Source organism: Parafrigoribacterium humi, assembly GCF_040227205.1.
Classification (GTDB): Bacteria; Actinomycetota; Actinomycetes; order Actinomycetales; family Microbacteriaceae; genus Parafrigoribacterium_A; species Parafrigoribacterium_A humi.
The window spans coordinates 721464-737077 of sequence record NZ_JBELOA010000001.1 but is presented as its reverse complement, the minus strand read 5'-3'; the positions used below and the strand labels follow the sequence as shown (position 1 = coordinate 737077).

Below are 15614 nucleotides of genomic sequence, written 5' to 3'. Positions count from 1 at the left end.
AGGCACAGGCCATTGCTCTGACCCGTTCCCGGGGGTCGAGTGCTCCGGGGAAAACTGGGTAAACGCTGCGTTTATACTCGCTTTTGCAGAATTGGTCAAGAAACAAGTAGACAACGGTGTGTCGCGCGCCTATAGTTGTTCTTTGCGCTCCCAGATAATCTCTGCCTTCATATTGCGGTCGGCTGCGCATGCCAGGGCATCACAACTCGGGCATATCTTTATGGGGTTCTGGAGAGTCGTGAAGCCCACATATCACCGACTGTAACCGGCCTTTAGCGAGGCCCCGGAGGTTATTTCCTTGGCTGCTGCGCGCAACGCATCCACCACGAATTCATCCAAGAACGCGTCTCCCAAGAACGGTCGCTCGCACGAGCGTCTCTCGTTCGCGAAGATCACAGACACGCTCACTGTTCCCGATCTGCTCGCACTGCAGACGGAGAGCTTCGACTGGCTCGTCGGAAACGACGTCTGGAAGGAGCGCGCCGCGCAGGCGAAGGCGGAGGGTCGCGAAGACCTCCCGTCGCTCACCGGCCTTGAGGAGATCTTCGAAGAGATCTCCCCGATCGAGGACCTCGGCGAGACCATGCAGCTCTCCTTCACGAACCCGTTCCTCGAGGAGAAGAAGTACTCGATCGACGAGTGCAAGGAGAAGGGCAAGACCTTCGCCGCTCCCCTCTATGTTGAGGCCGAGTTCATGAACCACCTCACGGGTGAGATCAAGACCCAGACGGTGTTCATGGGCGACTTCCCGCTGATGACCCCGAAGGGCACCTTCGTCATCAACGGCACCGAGCGTGTCGTGGTCTCCCAGCTGGTCCGTTCCCCCGGCGTGTACTTCGACCGGGCACAGGAGAAGACGAGCGACAAGGACCTCTACTCCGCACGCATCATCCCGAGCCGCGGTGCATGGCTCGAGTTCGAGATCGACAAGCGCGACCAGGTCGGCGTTCGTATCGACCGTAAGCGCAAGCAGTCCGTTACCGTCTTCCTGAAGGCCCTCGGCCTCACGAGCGAGGAGATCCTGGAGGAGTTCAAGGGCTTCGCCTCCATCGAGCTCACCCTCGAGAAGGACACCATCCTCACCAAGGAGGAGGCGCTCAAGGACATCTACCGCAAGCTCCGTCCGGGTGAGCAGGTTGCGGCAGAGGCAGCGCGTGCGCTTCTCGACAACTTCTACTTCAACCCGAAGCGTTACGACCTCGCCAAGGTCGGTCGTTACAAGATCAACCGCAAGCTCGGCATCGACGAGCCCCTGAGCGAGTCGGTGCTCAGCCGCGAAGACATCCTCGCGACGATCAAGTACCTGGTCGCGCTGCACGACGAGCAGGCCACGATCAAGGGTGTTCGCGACGGCAAGCCGGTCGACATCCGCCTCGACGTGGATGACATCGACCACTTCGGCAACCGCCGCATCCGCGCGGTCGGCGAACTCATCCAGAACCAGGTTCGCACCGGTCTCTCCCGCATGGAGCGCGTCGTCCGCGAGCGCATGACCACGCAGGACATCGAGGCGATCACGCCGCAGACCCTGATCAACGTGCGCCCCGTCGTCGCCGCGATCAAGGAATTCTTCGGCACTTCGCAGCTCTCGCAGTTCATGGACCAGAACAACCCGCTCGCGGGCCTGACCCACAAGCGTCGCCTGAGCGCCCTCGGCCCCGGCGGTCTGTCGCGTGAGCGTGCAGGCGTCGAGGTTCGTGACGTTCACCCCAGCCACTACGGCCGCATGTGCCCGATCGAGACTCCTGAAGGCCCGAACATCGGTCTGATCGGATCGCTCGCCTCGTTCGCGCGCATCAACTCCTTCGGGTTCATCGAGACCCCATACCGCCGCGTCATCAAGGGCAAGGTCAGCGACACCATCGACTACCTCACCGCGAGCGAGGAAGACGAGTTCGTCGTCGCCCAGGCCAATGCACCGCTGACGGCAGATGCACGCTTCGCAGAGCCTCGCGTCCTCGCGCGCAAGAAGGGTGGAGAGGTCGACCTCTTCCCCATCGAAGACATCGGCTACATGGATGTCTCCCCGCGCCAGATGGTGTCGGTCGCGACCTCGCTCATCCCGTTCCTCGAGCACGACGACGCAAACCGCGCGCTCATGGGTGCGAACATGCAGCGCCAGGCCGTTCCGCTGCTGCGCAGCGAGAGCCCGATCGTCGGAACCGGCATGGAGGGGTTCGCGGCCATCGACGCCGGGGATGTCGTCACGGCCGACAAGGCCGGCGTCGTCTCCGAGGTCTCCGCCGATGCGGTCACCATTCAGCTCGACGAGGGCGGAACGCAGGAGTACTACCTGCGCAAGTTCGAGCGTTCCAACCAGGGAACCTCCTACAACAACCGCGTCATCGTCAGTGCGGGTGAGCGCGTCGAGGCCGGACAGGTTCTCGCCGACGGCCCCGCCACCGAGAACGGCGAGCTCGCGCTCGGCAAGAACCTCCTCGTGGCGTTCATGCCGTGGGAGGGCCACAACTACGAAGACGCGATCATCCTCAACCAGAACCTGGTGAAGGATGACGTGCTCTCCTCGATCCACATCGAGGAGTACGAGGTCGACGCCCGCGACACCAAGCTCGGTAAGGAAGAGATCACTCGCGACCTGCCGAACGTCAGCCCGGAGCTCCTGGCTGACCTCGACGAGCGCGGCATCATCCGTATCGGCGCCGAGGTTCACCCCGGTGACATCCTCGTCGGAAAGGTCACGCCGAAGGGTGAGACCGAGTTGAGCGCCGAAGAGCGCCTGCTCCGCGCGATCTTCAACGAGAAGAGCCGCGAGGTCCGTGACACGAGCCTCAAGGTTCCGCACGGTGAAGAGGGCACGATCATCGGCGTCAAGGTGTTCGACGCGCAGGACGGCGACGACGAGCTCGGCTCGGGTGTCAACCAGCGGGTCGTCGTGTTCATCGCCCAGAAGCGCAAGATCACCGAGGGCGACAAGCTCTCCGGTCGTCACGGCAACAAGGGCGTCATCTCGAAGATCCTGCCGGTGGAGGACATGCCGTTCCTCGCCGACGGAACTCCGGTCGACATCATCCTCAACCCGCTCGGTATCCCGGGTCGCATGAACTTCGGCCAGGTGCTCGAGGTTCACCTCGGTTGGGCCGCGATGCAGGGCTGGGAGGTCAAGGGCTCCCCGAAGTGGGCCGCGAAGCTCGGCCAGGATGCACTCTCGGTCGCCCCGGGCACGAAGGTCGCGACCCCGGTGTTCGACGGTGCTCTGGAGACCGAGATCGAGGGTCTCCTCGACTCGACCAACCCGACGCGCGACGGCGACCGCCTGATCGACGGCACCGGAAAGACGCAGCTCTTCGACGGTCGCTCCGGCGAGCCGTTCCCGCTGCCGGTCTCTGTCGGCTACATGTACATCCTCAAGCTGCACCACCTGGTCGACGACAAGATCCACGCTCGTTCGACCGGACCGTACTCGATGATCACGCAGCAGCCGCTGGGTGGTAAGGCACAGTTCGGTGGCCAGCGCTTCGGTGAGATGGAGGTGTGGGCGCTCGAGGCATACGGTGCGGCCTACGCCCTGCAGGAGTTGCTCACGATCAAGTCCGATGACATCCTCGGCCGCGTCAAGGTGTACGAGGCGATCGTCAAGGGCGAGAACATCCAGGAGCCGGGCATCCCGGAGTCCTTCAAGGTTCTGATCAAGGAGATGCAGTCACTGTGCCTGAACGTCGAGGTGCTTGCGGCGGATGGAACGGCAGTGAACCTGCGCGATACGGATGACGAGGTCTTCCGTGCTGCAGAGGAACTCGGTATCAACATCTCGGCCAGGTTCGAGTCGTCCTCGGTGGACGAGATCTGATCGCCCGTAGTTCATCCAGCACAGCAGACTTTAGATTTCTGAAGAAGGAAGAAAACATTGCTCGACGTTCACGCGTTTGACGAAATCAAGATCGGTCTCGCGACAGCAGACGACATCCGTCGCTGGTCGCACGGCGAGGTGAAGAAGCCGGAGACGATCAACTACCGCACGCTCAAGCCGGAGAAGGACGGCCTCTTCGGAGAGCAGATCTTCGGCCCGTCCCGCGACTGGGAGTGCTCGTGCGGTAAGTACAAGAGGGTGCGCTTCAAGGGCATCGTGTGTGAGCGCTGTGGCGTTGAGGTGACCAAGTCCTCCGTGCGTCGCGAGCGCATGGGTCACATCGAGCTCGCGGCGCCCGTCACCCACATCTGGTACTTCAAGGGTGTTCCGAGCCGCCTCGGCTACCTGCTCGACATGGCTCCGAAGGACCTCGAAAAGGTCATCTACTTCGCCGCGTACATGGTGATCTCGATCGACGAGGAGGGCCGTCACGACGACATGCCCGGTCTCGAGAACGAGATCCGCCTCGAGATCAAGACCCTCGAGGGCCAGCGGGACTCCCGCATCGCGGAGCGCCTGCAGAAGCTCGAGGCCGACCTCGCCGCCCTGGAAGAAGAGGGTGCGAAGGCCGACCAGAAGCGTCGCACCAAGGATGGTGCCGAGAAGGAAATGGGCCACGTGCGCAAGTCCTTCGACGAGCAGATCGCCCAGCTCGAGCGCGTGTGGGAAGACTTCCGCACCCTCAAGGTCGGCGACCTCAAGCCCGAGGATGCCGTCTTCCACGAACTCCAGGACCGCTTCGGCATCTACTTCGAGGCCCACATGGGCGCCGAGGCCATCCAGAAGCGCCTGCAGACCTTCGACCTCCAGGCGGAGAGCGACGACCTGCACGACCAGATCGCCAACGGCAAGGGCCAGAAGAAGATCCGTGCCATCAAGCGCCTGCGCGTGGTGAACTCGTTCCTGCAGACCGGCAACTCGCCCGCGGCCATGGTTCTCGAGGTCGTTCCGGTCATCCCGCCGGAGCTGCGCCCGATGGTGCAGCTCGACGGCGGCCGCTTCGCGACCTCCGACCTCAACGACCTCTACCGCAGAGTGATCAACCGCAACAACCGACTTCGACGTCTATTGGACCTCGGCGCTCCCGAGATCATCGTCAACAACGAGAAGCGGATGCTGCAGGAGGCCGTCGACGCCCTGTTCGACAACGGTCGTCGCGGTCGTCCGGTCACCGGAACGGGCAACCGTGCCCTCAAGTCCCTGAGCGACATGCTCAAGGGTAAGCAGGGTCGTTTCCGCCAGAACCTGCTCGGCAAGCGCGTCGACTACTCCGGCCGTTCTGTCATCATCGTCGGCCCGCAGTTGAAGCTGCACCAGTGTGGCCTGCCCAAGCAGATGGCGTTGGAGCTGTTCAAGCCGTTCGTGATCAAGCGCCTGATCGACCTGAGCCACGCGCAGAACATCAAGAGCGCCAAGCGCATGGTCGAGCGCAGCCGTCCCCAGGTGTGGGACGTGCTGGAGGAGATCATCCGCGAGCGCCCCGTGCTGCTGAACCGCGCACCAACCCTGCACCGCCTGGGCATCCAGGCCTTCGAGCCTCAGCTCGTCGAGGGTAAGGCCATCCAGCTGCACCCGCTCGTGTGTGCCGCGTTCAACGCCGACTTCGACGGTGACCAGATGGCAGTGCACCTGCCGCTGTCCGTCGAGGCACAGGCCGAGGCGCGCATCCTGATGCTCGCGTCGAACAACATCCTCAAGCCGTCGGATGGCCGCCCGGTCACCCTGCCGACCCAGGACATGATCATCGGCCTGCACCACATCACGACCCTCAAGGAGGGCGTGGTCGGTGAGGGCCGCGCGTTCGGCTCCATCGCCGAGGCGATCATGGCGTTCGACCAGAAGACGCTCGACCTGAACGCGAAGGTGCGCATCCGCCTGGATGGCCTGCACTTCGCAGACGGCGCGGCCCCCGAGGGCTTCGTCGAGGGTGAGCGCTTCCTGCTCGAGACCACGCTGGGCCGTGCGATCTTCAACGAGACGCTGCCCGAGGACTATCCATACATCGAGGCTGTGGCAGACAAGGGCCGGCTCTCCGCGATCGTCAACGACCTCGCCGAGCGCTACCCGAAGGTTGCGGTTGCCGCGGCACTCGACCGGATCAAGGATGCCGGATTCCACTGGGCAACGCGCTCCGGTGTGACCGTCGCCCTGTCCGACGTGCTGACCCCGCCGTCGAAGCGCACGATTATTGAGGGTTACGAGAAGCAGGCCGCGAAGGTCCAGACCCAGTTCGAGAAGGGCCTCACGACCGACGCGGAGCGTCGTCAGGAGCTCATCGAGATCTGGAACAAGGCAACCGCAGAAGTCGCCAAGGCGATGGAAGACAACATGCCGTCTGACAACAACATCAACCGCATGGTCACTTCCGGTGCCCGTGGTAACTGGATGCAGGTTCGTCAGATCGCCGGTATGCGAGGGCTCGTGTCGAACCCGAAGGGTGAGATCATCCCTCGCCCGATCATCTCGAGCTACCGCGAGGGCCTCTCGGTCGCCGAGTACTTCATCGCGACCCACGGTGCCCGCAAGGGGCTGGCAGACACCGCTCTGCGTACCGCGGACTCCGGGTACCTCACCCGTCGTCTCGTCGACGTCTCGCAGGATGTCATCATCCGCGAGAACGACTGTGGCACGACTCGCGGTCTCGACCTGCTCGTGGCCACGGCCGATGAGAACGGCGTGCTCGTGCGCGACAGCAATGTCGAGAACTCGCTCTATGCTCGCAGCCTCGCCGAGGACGCGGTCGACGCCAAGGGCAAGGTCATCGCGAAGGCGGGTGCGGATGTCGGTGACGTGCTGATCCAGGAGCTCATCGACGCGGGTATCACCCACGCCAAGGTGCGCTCCGTGCTCACCTGTGAGTCCGCGGTCGGTGTGTGCGCGACCTGCTACGGTCGTTCGCTCGCCACCGGAAAGCTCGTCGACATCGGAGAGGCCGTCGGCATCATCGCGGCCCAGTCGATCGGCGAACCCGGAACGCAGCTGACGATGCGTACCTTCCACACCGGTGGTGTGGCATCCGCGGATGACATCACCCAGGGTCTTCCCCGTGTCACCGAGCTGTTCGAGGCCCGCACCCCGAAGGGTGCGTCCCCGATCGCCGAGGCCGCAGGAAAGATCACCATCGAGGACACGGATCGCAGCCGCAAGCTCATCCTCACCCCCGACAACGGTGACGAGCCGATCGCCTACCCGGTGCTCAAGCGTGCGACCCTCCTCGTTGAGGACGGTCAGCACGTCGAGCTCGGCCAGCAGCTACACGTCGGCGCTATCGACCCGAAGGAGGTTCTTCGTGTCCGCGGTGTCCGCGCGGTGCAGCAGCATCTCGTCGAGGGCGTGCAGGGCGTCTACCGCTCGCAGGGTGTTCCGATCCATGACAAGCACATCGAGGTCATCGTTCGCCAGATGCTTCGTAAGGTCACGGTCGTCGATCACGGCGACACGGGCCTGCTGCCTGGTGAGCTCGTCGACCGCCTGAAGTACAACGAGCTGAACCGCGAGGTGCTCACCGAGGGCAAGAAGACGGCATCCGCTCGTCAGGAAGTGCTCGGTATCACCAAGGCGTCGCTCGCGACCGAGTCGTGGCTGTCGGCCGCGTCGTTCCAGGAGACCACGCGTGTTCTCACGCAGGCCGCCATGGAGGGCAAGTCCGACCCGCTGATGGGCCTGAAGGAGAACGTGATCATCGGAAAGCTGATCCCGGCCGGTACCGGTCTCCAGAAGTACCGCAACGTGTCGGTCGAGGCCACGGAAGAGGCCAAGGCAGAGCGCTACCCGAACCGCATCTTCACGGATGAGTCGGTGTTCAGCGAGTCAGACCTGAGCTTCGTCGACTTCGACAGCTTCAGTTCCGACGACTACACGCCGGGCACTTATAACTAACCCGCTGGTCGAGTAAGTCGCGCAGCGACCGTATCGAGACCGGAGCGAACGGCCCGTCACCTCACGGTGGCGGGCCGTTCGTCGTTCCTGTGCACGCGGATCGAGTAGGCCGCTCGTGGCCGTACTGTAGGCCGTATCGTGGCCGAGAGAGGTCTCGATGCTTGGATACGCCGCGGGCGGCTGCTCAGCACGAGTATGACTCCTTCGTTGGCTGCTCGACCACCGACTCACTCGTTGGAGTAGCGAGGCACGAGCGTATCGAGCACCGTACTGGGCCCGTTGAATTGACCCCCTCGGGCAATAGTTTCCTTAGCGACTGCATCCCGTCCCGGTCTCGACACGCGGGCTCGTCCCTCGCGCGCGACTCGAGCAGCGGCCTCGTCCTTCGCGCGCTACTTGAGCAGCGGCCTCAATCCGAGAGAGAGCCTTACCCGGTTCGTCGGAGTTCTTTCGGTTCCCGTTGTTCTCGTTGCAGGTCATGTAGTGCTTCGCTCGTGGAGGGCATGGCTTGTGGGGTGCGAGCAGGATCTTCGTCTGCTGGTGGTAGTAGCCAGTACTGGCCGCCGGTCCGGGTGATGTCCCAGTGGTTGTCGTGCAGCAAGAGGTGGTGATATCGGCAGAGGAGGATGCCGTCGGCAATGTCGGTGTTTCCCTGATCTCTGGCCCATTGGTTGATGTGGTGGGCTTCGCACCAGGAGGCGGGTCTGTCGCAGTCGGGCCAGCGGCATCCGCCGTCGCGGGCGGCTAACCCGATGCGTTGCCTGGCGGTGTAGAGGCGTTGTTCGCGGCCGAGGTCGACGCATTGGCCCTCGCTGTCGAAGGCCACCGGCACGGTTCCGGACTCGCAGAGGGCTCGCTCGACCGTGTCGATGGACACTGGGGACGGCTGCCCTTCGATACGCCCGTGGCCTCGCTGTGGAGTATCACCGCCCTGCCTGGCCTGACCACTCTGATGAGCTTGACCACTCTGCTCGAGGGTCGCCCGGGTGACGAGCACGCGCACGGCGGGGCGGCGAGAGCCGAGCACGCTGCGTGCGGCGGTCTTCTCGTCGGTACTGACCCCGATGCGCAGTACGGCCATGATCCCGTCGAACGCGAGTTGCTCCAGTGTGCGCGGATCGGCCTCGATGGATAGCGCACGGGTCTTGTCGGCCAGGTCGACCATCCGTGGTCCGCCACGACGGGGAGAAGTGAGGGAGTCGTAGATGCCGTCGAGGTAGGCGGCGTTTTCCGGGTCGGCCACCAGCGAGTACGCGGTCATGCCGTCTGGTCTGCGATAGCGGCGAAACGTGCGCGCGGCGCGCCTGGCACGTTCCCGATCGGCAATGCCGGCCTCGTCCAGGTCGTCTCGGAGGGCACAGGCGCGGGTCAGGAGTTGGTCGGCGTTCAGGCCGCCCGCGTCGCCCAGTAATCGCTCGGCCGCGGCAGCGAGGGCGTCGGCGGCGATGTCATCTGTTGGGGCGCCCAAGCCGACGCGGATCGCGTCGGCGGCCTCAAGAGACAACTCACCCGCCATGACGGCACGGCCGACCGCGACCAGCCACGGCTTACTCAGCTCCCGCGGGACCCCGCCTGTCTTCTCTGCGGCGGAAACGAGTTCGGCTTCGTGGATGATCGCCCCGGTCCGCACCAGCTTCACCGCCTCGCGACTGGTCGATCCGGTCAACTGTTGCAGCAACCGCTCCGGGGTACGGAACCCGCTGCGCTGCGCCAGCCCGCCGAAACCGAACTCTCGGGCGGAGCGACGAGCGAGTTCACCCGCGACCACGGCGGCGGATGGTTCCAGCTGCCGGGAGATGTCTGCGAACAAGCCCGGGAGTGCCAAGAGTTCGTCTTCGGGTAGCCCCGCCAGAGTCGCCGAATCCCGAGGCAGCGCGGCGGCGGCGGCCGCTATCGCGTGAAGGGAATCGGTGAACGGGGACATGCAAAAAGTCTTCCACATTCGAACACGTATTCGAGAAAATGTGGACAAGTTCTTCTCCACAGATTTTTTGAGGAGAAGAGATGCGGAGTCGAGAGGTCGCAGAGAGCTTCGCGACCGAGCAGATCATAGGCGGCCGATCGGCCATCGCCCTGGTGAGCGCGTCGAGTCCCTTGAACAGTTCGAGAGTTCTGGAGCTCAGGATGTATCGCCCTTGAAGCTCGAGGCGTTTCGCTCGGACATCCGGATCGATCGGCACAGTGAGCTTCGAGCAAACGGTACCGCCGATATCCAGATGCATCTCGGCCTTACGATTTAGGTGGGGCGCCGACGGTATCAAAAGGCTGTCTGGTGCTGTCTCGGGTAACGAGGGAGTCGTGCCTGTGCGAGCGATGGCGATGTTTCCGCTGCTTACTGTTCTTTTCGTCGGATGCGCTGGGTCGCTGTCACCGTCATCTTCCTATGACCGCGTGTCCAGTGAGGACGGTTCGTGGGGAGTCGGGGTAGTGAATCCTCGTTGTGAAGCGTCAAGCGCCTGCGACAAAGATCCAAGCGTCGACATTGCGCTTCACAGTGCCGACATGCCATCGTCACATCTTGGAGTGCGGCTAAAGCCCGGCTCAACCGAGGCGGACGCATTGCGTATAGCTGATTGCCTCGCCGCCGCTCTCACGAGCGGCGAAATATCAATTAGTTCTCCGACTCACTAGAAGATCATTCGGAACCGTCGGCGCTGGCGCCGCAGAACCGTTCCGCGCTCCTCAGTGCTCAAGCGCGCTGCTCGGCCCGCGTGCAAGAACGCGCCCACAAGATCCGCACTCGCTGTTGTACCCCTCTATCGCGGGTATGGTGTAACCCATTCGGGCGCGTTATCGTTAGGCCTCCGGGGGGATTCCGGGGAAATGGGGCGCGTCCTGTCCAGACGGTCGCGCTCAAGGCCTTGAGGGGGGTGAGCGCTACGTGGCGTCGTTGACCGAGATCTTGATCATCCGTGGCCTCATGCCTATCGAGAGTCTTGACGCTGCCATGGGCGGCGAGGTAGATGACGATGCGTTCGTGACCGAGCTTCTCAAAGAAGGCAAGGTCACACCGACACAGGTCGCCTCGGCGCGTGCGGCAAACGCAGGGCTGCCGTTCGTCGAGCTCACCGATTACCCCGTGGATCGCACTGCCGTTGCGCTCGTTCCTGCCGCGCTGTGCAAGCGCCACGAGATCCTGCCGATCTCGGTCACGGGCGACACTCTCGTCGTGGCCATGGCCGACCCCGGCGATGTCTTCGCTCTCGACGACATCCGCGCGGCGACGAGGATGCGCGTGAACGCCGTCGTCGTCGAACAGCAGGATCTCGAGAGCGCGATGGATCGCTTCCTGCGCGCGGACGGCGAGCTGAGCGACCTCACCAACCTGATCGAAGAAGAGGCACAGCCCTCGACGGATGTCGTGCTCGGCTCCGACGCGCTCGAAGACGACGCCCCGATCGTGCGCTTCGTCAACCTGCTCATCAGTCAGGCCATCCAGGACCGCGCGTCAGACATCCATATCGAGCCCGGCGAACACGATCTCGGAGTGCGCTACCGCATCGACGGTGTGCTGCACGAGATGCAGCGCGCCCCCAAGAACATCCAGAACGGCGTGATCTCGAGGCTCAAGATCATGAGCGACATCGATATCGCCGAGCGCCGCAAGCCCCAGGACGGCCGCATGTCGGTCAGTCATGGTGGCCGCAAGATCGATCTGCGCGTCGCGACGCTGCCCACGGTGTGGGGCGAGAAGGTCGTCATGCGAATCCTCGACAACTCCAGCTCGCAGATGGCGCTCAGCGACCTCAACCTGCTCGACCGCAACCTCGACGCCTACCGGCGCTCATTCACCAAGCCGTACGGCATGATCCTGGTCACAGGCCCGACGGGATCCGGTAAGTCGACGACGCTCTACACGACCCTCCACGCGGTGGCGAAGCCGGAGATCAACGTCATCACCGTCGAGGATCCGGTCGAGTACCGAATGGCGGGCGTGAACCAGGTGCAGGTGAACCCCAAGGCGGGGCTCACCTTCGCGAGTGCCCTGCGCTCGATCCTGCGGTCCGACCCGGATGTCGTGCTGCTGGGTGAGATCCGCGACCACGAGACCGCGCAGATCGCCATCGAAGCCTCGCTCACCGGTCACCTCGTGCTCTCGACCCTGCACACCAACGACGCGCCGAGCGCCGTCACCAGGCTCACCGAGATGGACATCGAACCGTTCCTCGTGGGCTCAGCGCTCGACTGCGTTGTCGCCCAGCGTCTTGCTCGCCGGCTGTGCGAGCGGTGCCGCGAGCCGTACCAGGGTGACAGGAACGACCTCATCAACCTGCGCATCGGCTTCAATCCCGAACTTCCGCCACCGACGCTGTTCCGCCCCGTCGGATGCACCACCTGCTCGAACACCGGCTATCGCGGGCGGATCGCGATCCACGAGGTCATGCTCGTCACGGAGGAGATCGAACGACTCGCCGTGAGCCGCGCATCGAGCGCGGAGATCGGCCGTGCTGCGCGCGAACAGGGGATGCTCACCCTGCGCGAAGACGGGTGGGCGAAGGCGCAGTTGGGCTTCACCTCGGTCGAAGAGATCCTTCGGGTGGTGGCGTGATGTTCTTTCCCGCGAACGTAGCTGTCCAGAGATATAAGGGGATATAGGCGTGAACGAACCAAGGTACGACATACCGGTCACACCCGGGGGTGACTCCGAGGGTGCGCGACCGAGTTACGCTCCCCCGCCGCCCAGCGATCCGACCGTGGAGTCGCTGGACTTCCCGCCGCCGACCATGTCGTCGGTGCCCCCGCAGCATCCCGTGTACGTTCCGACCCCCGTGGACGAGTCGGCGGTGTTCTCGCCGATTCCGCCGGAATCACAGGTGCCCACCCTGCGTCCGCGGGGACACGCGGATGCTCTCGGCGCTCCGCCGGAGCAGTTCGTCCACGCCGCGGCGATGCCGGGCACGAGCACGCAGAGCCCGCTCATCGACGCAGACCCGGATCTCGTGACGGCGCTGCAGGAGGTCGTCTTCAGCGGCGCATCCGACCTGCACATCACGAACAACGCGGTGCCGATGCTCAGGGTGGACGGCTCACTCCGCCCGGTCACGGAAGATGTGATCTGGAATCGTGCCAAGGTGACGACGGCACTGCTGAGCATCCTCACCCCGCAGCAACAGGAGACCTTCGCGAGGGAGCTCGAGTTCGACTTCGCGTACACGATCTCGGCGAACGCTCGCTTCCGCGTCAACTTCTACCAGCAGCGCGGTGCGATCGGTGCGGCTTTCAGGCTCATCCCCACCGAGATCAAGAAGCTCGACCAGCTCGGTGTTCCGGATGCCGTGGAGCGTTTCGCGCACCTGGCCAGGGGACTCGTGCTCGTGACCGGCCCGACCGGCTCGGGTAAGTCGACGACGCTCGCCGCGCTCATCGACCTGATCAACCGCACGAGGGCCGATCACATCGTCACGGTCGAGGACCCGATCGAGTTCCTGCACGGCAACCAGATGTCGCTCGTGAACCAGCGCGAGGTCGGTTCAGACACGCACAGCTTCGCGAACGCGCTCAAGCACGTGCTGCGCCAGGACCCGGACGTGATCCTCATCGGTGAGCTCCGGGATCTCGAGACCATCTCCGTTGCGCTCACCGCAGCCGAGACCGGCCACCTGGTCTTTGCCACCCTCCACACGCAGGATGCCCCGCAGACGATCGACCGCGTCATCGACGTGTTCCCTTCTCACCAGCAGTCGCAGGTGCGAGCGCAGCTCGCGGCGACCCTGCAGGGCGTCGTCTGCCAGACCCTGGTCAAGCGCGCGGGCGGCACGGGGCGTGCCGTGGCCACCGAGGTGCTCATCGCCACGCCGGCCGTCGCCAACCTCATCCGAGAGGGCAAGACCTACCAGATCCCCTCGGCGATGCAGGCGGGTCGTGACCTCGGCATGCACACGATGGACCAGCACCTGGCCGAGCTCGTGAACTCCGGTGACATCACGCAGGAAGCCGCGGTCGAGAAGGTGCACGACCTCGAATCGTTCAAGCGTCTCGTGCAGGGCGGCAACACCGGTGCCCCCACCTACAGCTTCGACACGCGCGGCATGAGTGGAGGCTACTAGGTGTCCACCGCACAAGTATTCGCCTACACGAGCCGCGATGGCGGCGGCAAGCTGGTCAAGGGCAAGATGGAGGCGCAGAACGAGGCCGTCGTCGTGTCGCGGCTTCGCACCATGGGGCTCTCTCCCGTGACGGTCGGCACGGCGAACGCCGGCACCGGGCTCAACCGGGAGATCAGCCTCGGTTCGTTCTCCAAGGGAGTCAAGGCCAAGGATCTCGCCGTCGTGAGCCGGCAGATGTCCACGATGATCGCCGCGGGCCTGTCGCTCCTGCGCACGCTCGCGATCATCAGCGAGCAGACCGAGAACAAGCGTCTCGCCCAGGTGTTCAAGACGGTGCGAACGGATGTCGAGGCGGGAACCTCGCTTTCCGATGCGATGGGCAAGCACTCACGCGAGTTCCCTCCGCTCATGTTGAATCTCATCCGCGCGGGTGAGATCGGCGGGTTCCTCGAGAGCTCTCTCGAGTCCGTCGCGAACAACTTCGAGGCTGAGGTCAAGCTCACCGGCAAGATCAAGGCGGCGCTCAGCTACCCGATCGTCGTGCTCGTCATGGCTGTCATCGCGGTTGCTGCAATGCTCATCTTCATCGTTCCCACCTTTGAGAAGATGTTCGAACAGATGGGTGCGACCCTGCCGCTGCCCACCCAATTCCTCGTGGATCTGTCGCACGGCATGGTGTTCATCGGTCCCATTGTCGTCGTGCTCGGGATCGCGTTTGCGATCTGGTGGAAGAAGAGCAAGAACGAACTGCGGGTGCGCAAGGTCGTCGACCCGCTGCGCCTGAAGCTCCCCGTCTTCGGTGAGCTCATGAAGAAGGTCGCAGTCGCCCGCCTGACCCGCAACCTTGCAACCATGGTCGGATCCGGCGTCCCCATCCTCAAGGCACTCGAGGTCGTTGGTGCGACCGCCGGTAACTGGGTCATCGAGAGTGCGCTCGCCCGAGTCGGCGAAGCTGTGCGCAAGGGTGCGACGATCGCGGAGCCGCTCGCGAAGGAGACCATCTTCCCGTCCATGGTCACGCAGATGATCGCGGTGGGCGAAGACTCCGGCTCTCTGGAGCAGATGCTGCACAAGGTGAGCGACTTCTACGACCAGGAGGTCGAGTCGATGACCGAGCAGCTCACGGCACTCATCGAGCCGATCATGATCGCCGTCATCGGTGTGCTGATCGGCGGCATGATCGTCGCTCTCTACATGCCGATCTTCGATATCTACGGCCACATTCACTGATTGGGGTACACCCCCTCAATTGGGGGTGTTTCATTTCCTAATACCCCCCGTTCACGGGATTCCTCGTTGGGGTACAAAGGGTCATGCTGTCAGGTGGGGGGTCAAACACTCGGGGGCCACCTGTCCTATAACTCACGACAGACAGGAAATCACATGATCAGGACGATCAATACCGCGATGGCGCAGCGTCGCGCGGAACTCAGGAACGGTGAGAACGACAAGGGCTTCACCCTTATCGAGCTCATGGTTGTCATCATCATCATCGGCATTCTGGCCGCTATCGCCATCCCGGTCTTTCTCAACCAGCGCAACTCTGCGTGGGAAGGCCAGGTCAAGTCGGACCTCGCGAACGCGGCCCTCGCAGCCGAGTCCTTTGCGGCCGCACACGGCGGTTCCTACGTGGGTATGGTGACTACCGATCTGGCTGACAACGGCTACAAGGCCACTGATGGTGTAACGGTCCAGGTCAGCGGCACGCCGACGGCAACCGCCTACGTGCTCACGGGCACAAACTCGAACATCACCGGGTCGACGTGGACATTCACCAGCTCCACGGGTAAAACCGTGAAGAGCTGACCCAGAAGTACAGC

7 protein-coding genes are annotated in these 15614 nt (G+C 63.8%); 6 read left to right on the top strand and 1 reads right to left on the bottom strand.

The annotated features are described in order from the left end of the window. The first annotated feature begins 298 nt into the window (after positions 1 to 298). A complete protein-coding gene (gene rpoB, locus ABUA28_RS03570; protein WP_349902552.1) occupies positions 299 to 3808 on the top strand; it encodes a DNA-directed RNA polymerase subunit beta in 3510 nt (1169 codons plus the stop codon). Positions 3809 to 3865: 57 nt separating this feature from the next. Continuing rightward, a complete protein-coding gene (locus ABUA28_RS03565) occupies positions 3866 to 7747 on the top strand; it encodes a DNA-directed RNA polymerase subunit beta' (protein ID WP_349902551.1) in 3882 nt (1293 codons plus the stop codon). A 427-nt stretch (positions 7748 to 8174) separates the two neighbouring features. On the opposite strand, the gene ABUA28_RS03560 is transcribed toward ABUA28_RS03565, so the two are convergent. After that, positions 8175 to 9731: an HNH endonuclease signature motif containing protein gene (locus ABUA28_RS03560; RefSeq protein ID WP_349902550.1), complete on the bottom strand. Its 1557-nt coding sequence runs from the start codon at positions 9729 to 9731 to the stop codon at positions 8175 to 8177. An 897-nt stretch (positions 9732 to 10628) separates the two neighbouring features. Here ABUA28_RS03560 and ABUA28_RS03555 point away from each other — a divergent pair. The 4 genes from ABUA28_RS03555 (at position 10629) to ABUA28_RS03540 (ending at position 15600) form a co-directional block, all read left to right on the top strand. After that, a complete protein-coding gene (locus ABUA28_RS03555) occupies positions 10629 to 12296 on the top strand; it encodes a GspE/PulE family protein (protein ID WP_349902549.1) in 1668 nt (555 codons plus the stop codon). 49 nt (positions 12297 to 12345) lie between these two features. Then, positions 12346 to 13794, top strand: a complete 1449-nt coding sequence (locus ABUA28_RS03550; protein WP_349902548.1) for a type IV pilus twitching motility protein PilT — start codon at positions 12346 to 12348, stop codon at positions 13792 to 13794. Further along, the gene (locus tag ABUA28_RS03545) at positions 13795 to 15024 is read left to right on the top strand and encodes a type II secretion system F family protein (protein ID WP_349902547.1); all 1230 of its coding nucleotides are present in this window, start codon (positions 13795 to 13797) and stop codon (positions 15022 to 15024) included. A gap of 153 nt (positions 15025 to 15177) precedes the next feature. After that, positions 15178 to 15600, top strand: a complete 423-nt coding sequence (locus tag ABUA28_RS03540; RefSeq protein WP_349902546.1) for a prepilin-type N-terminal cleavage/methylation domain-containing protein — start codon at positions 15178 to 15180, stop codon at positions 15598 to 15600. Positions 15601 to 15614: the final 14 nt, after the last annotated feature.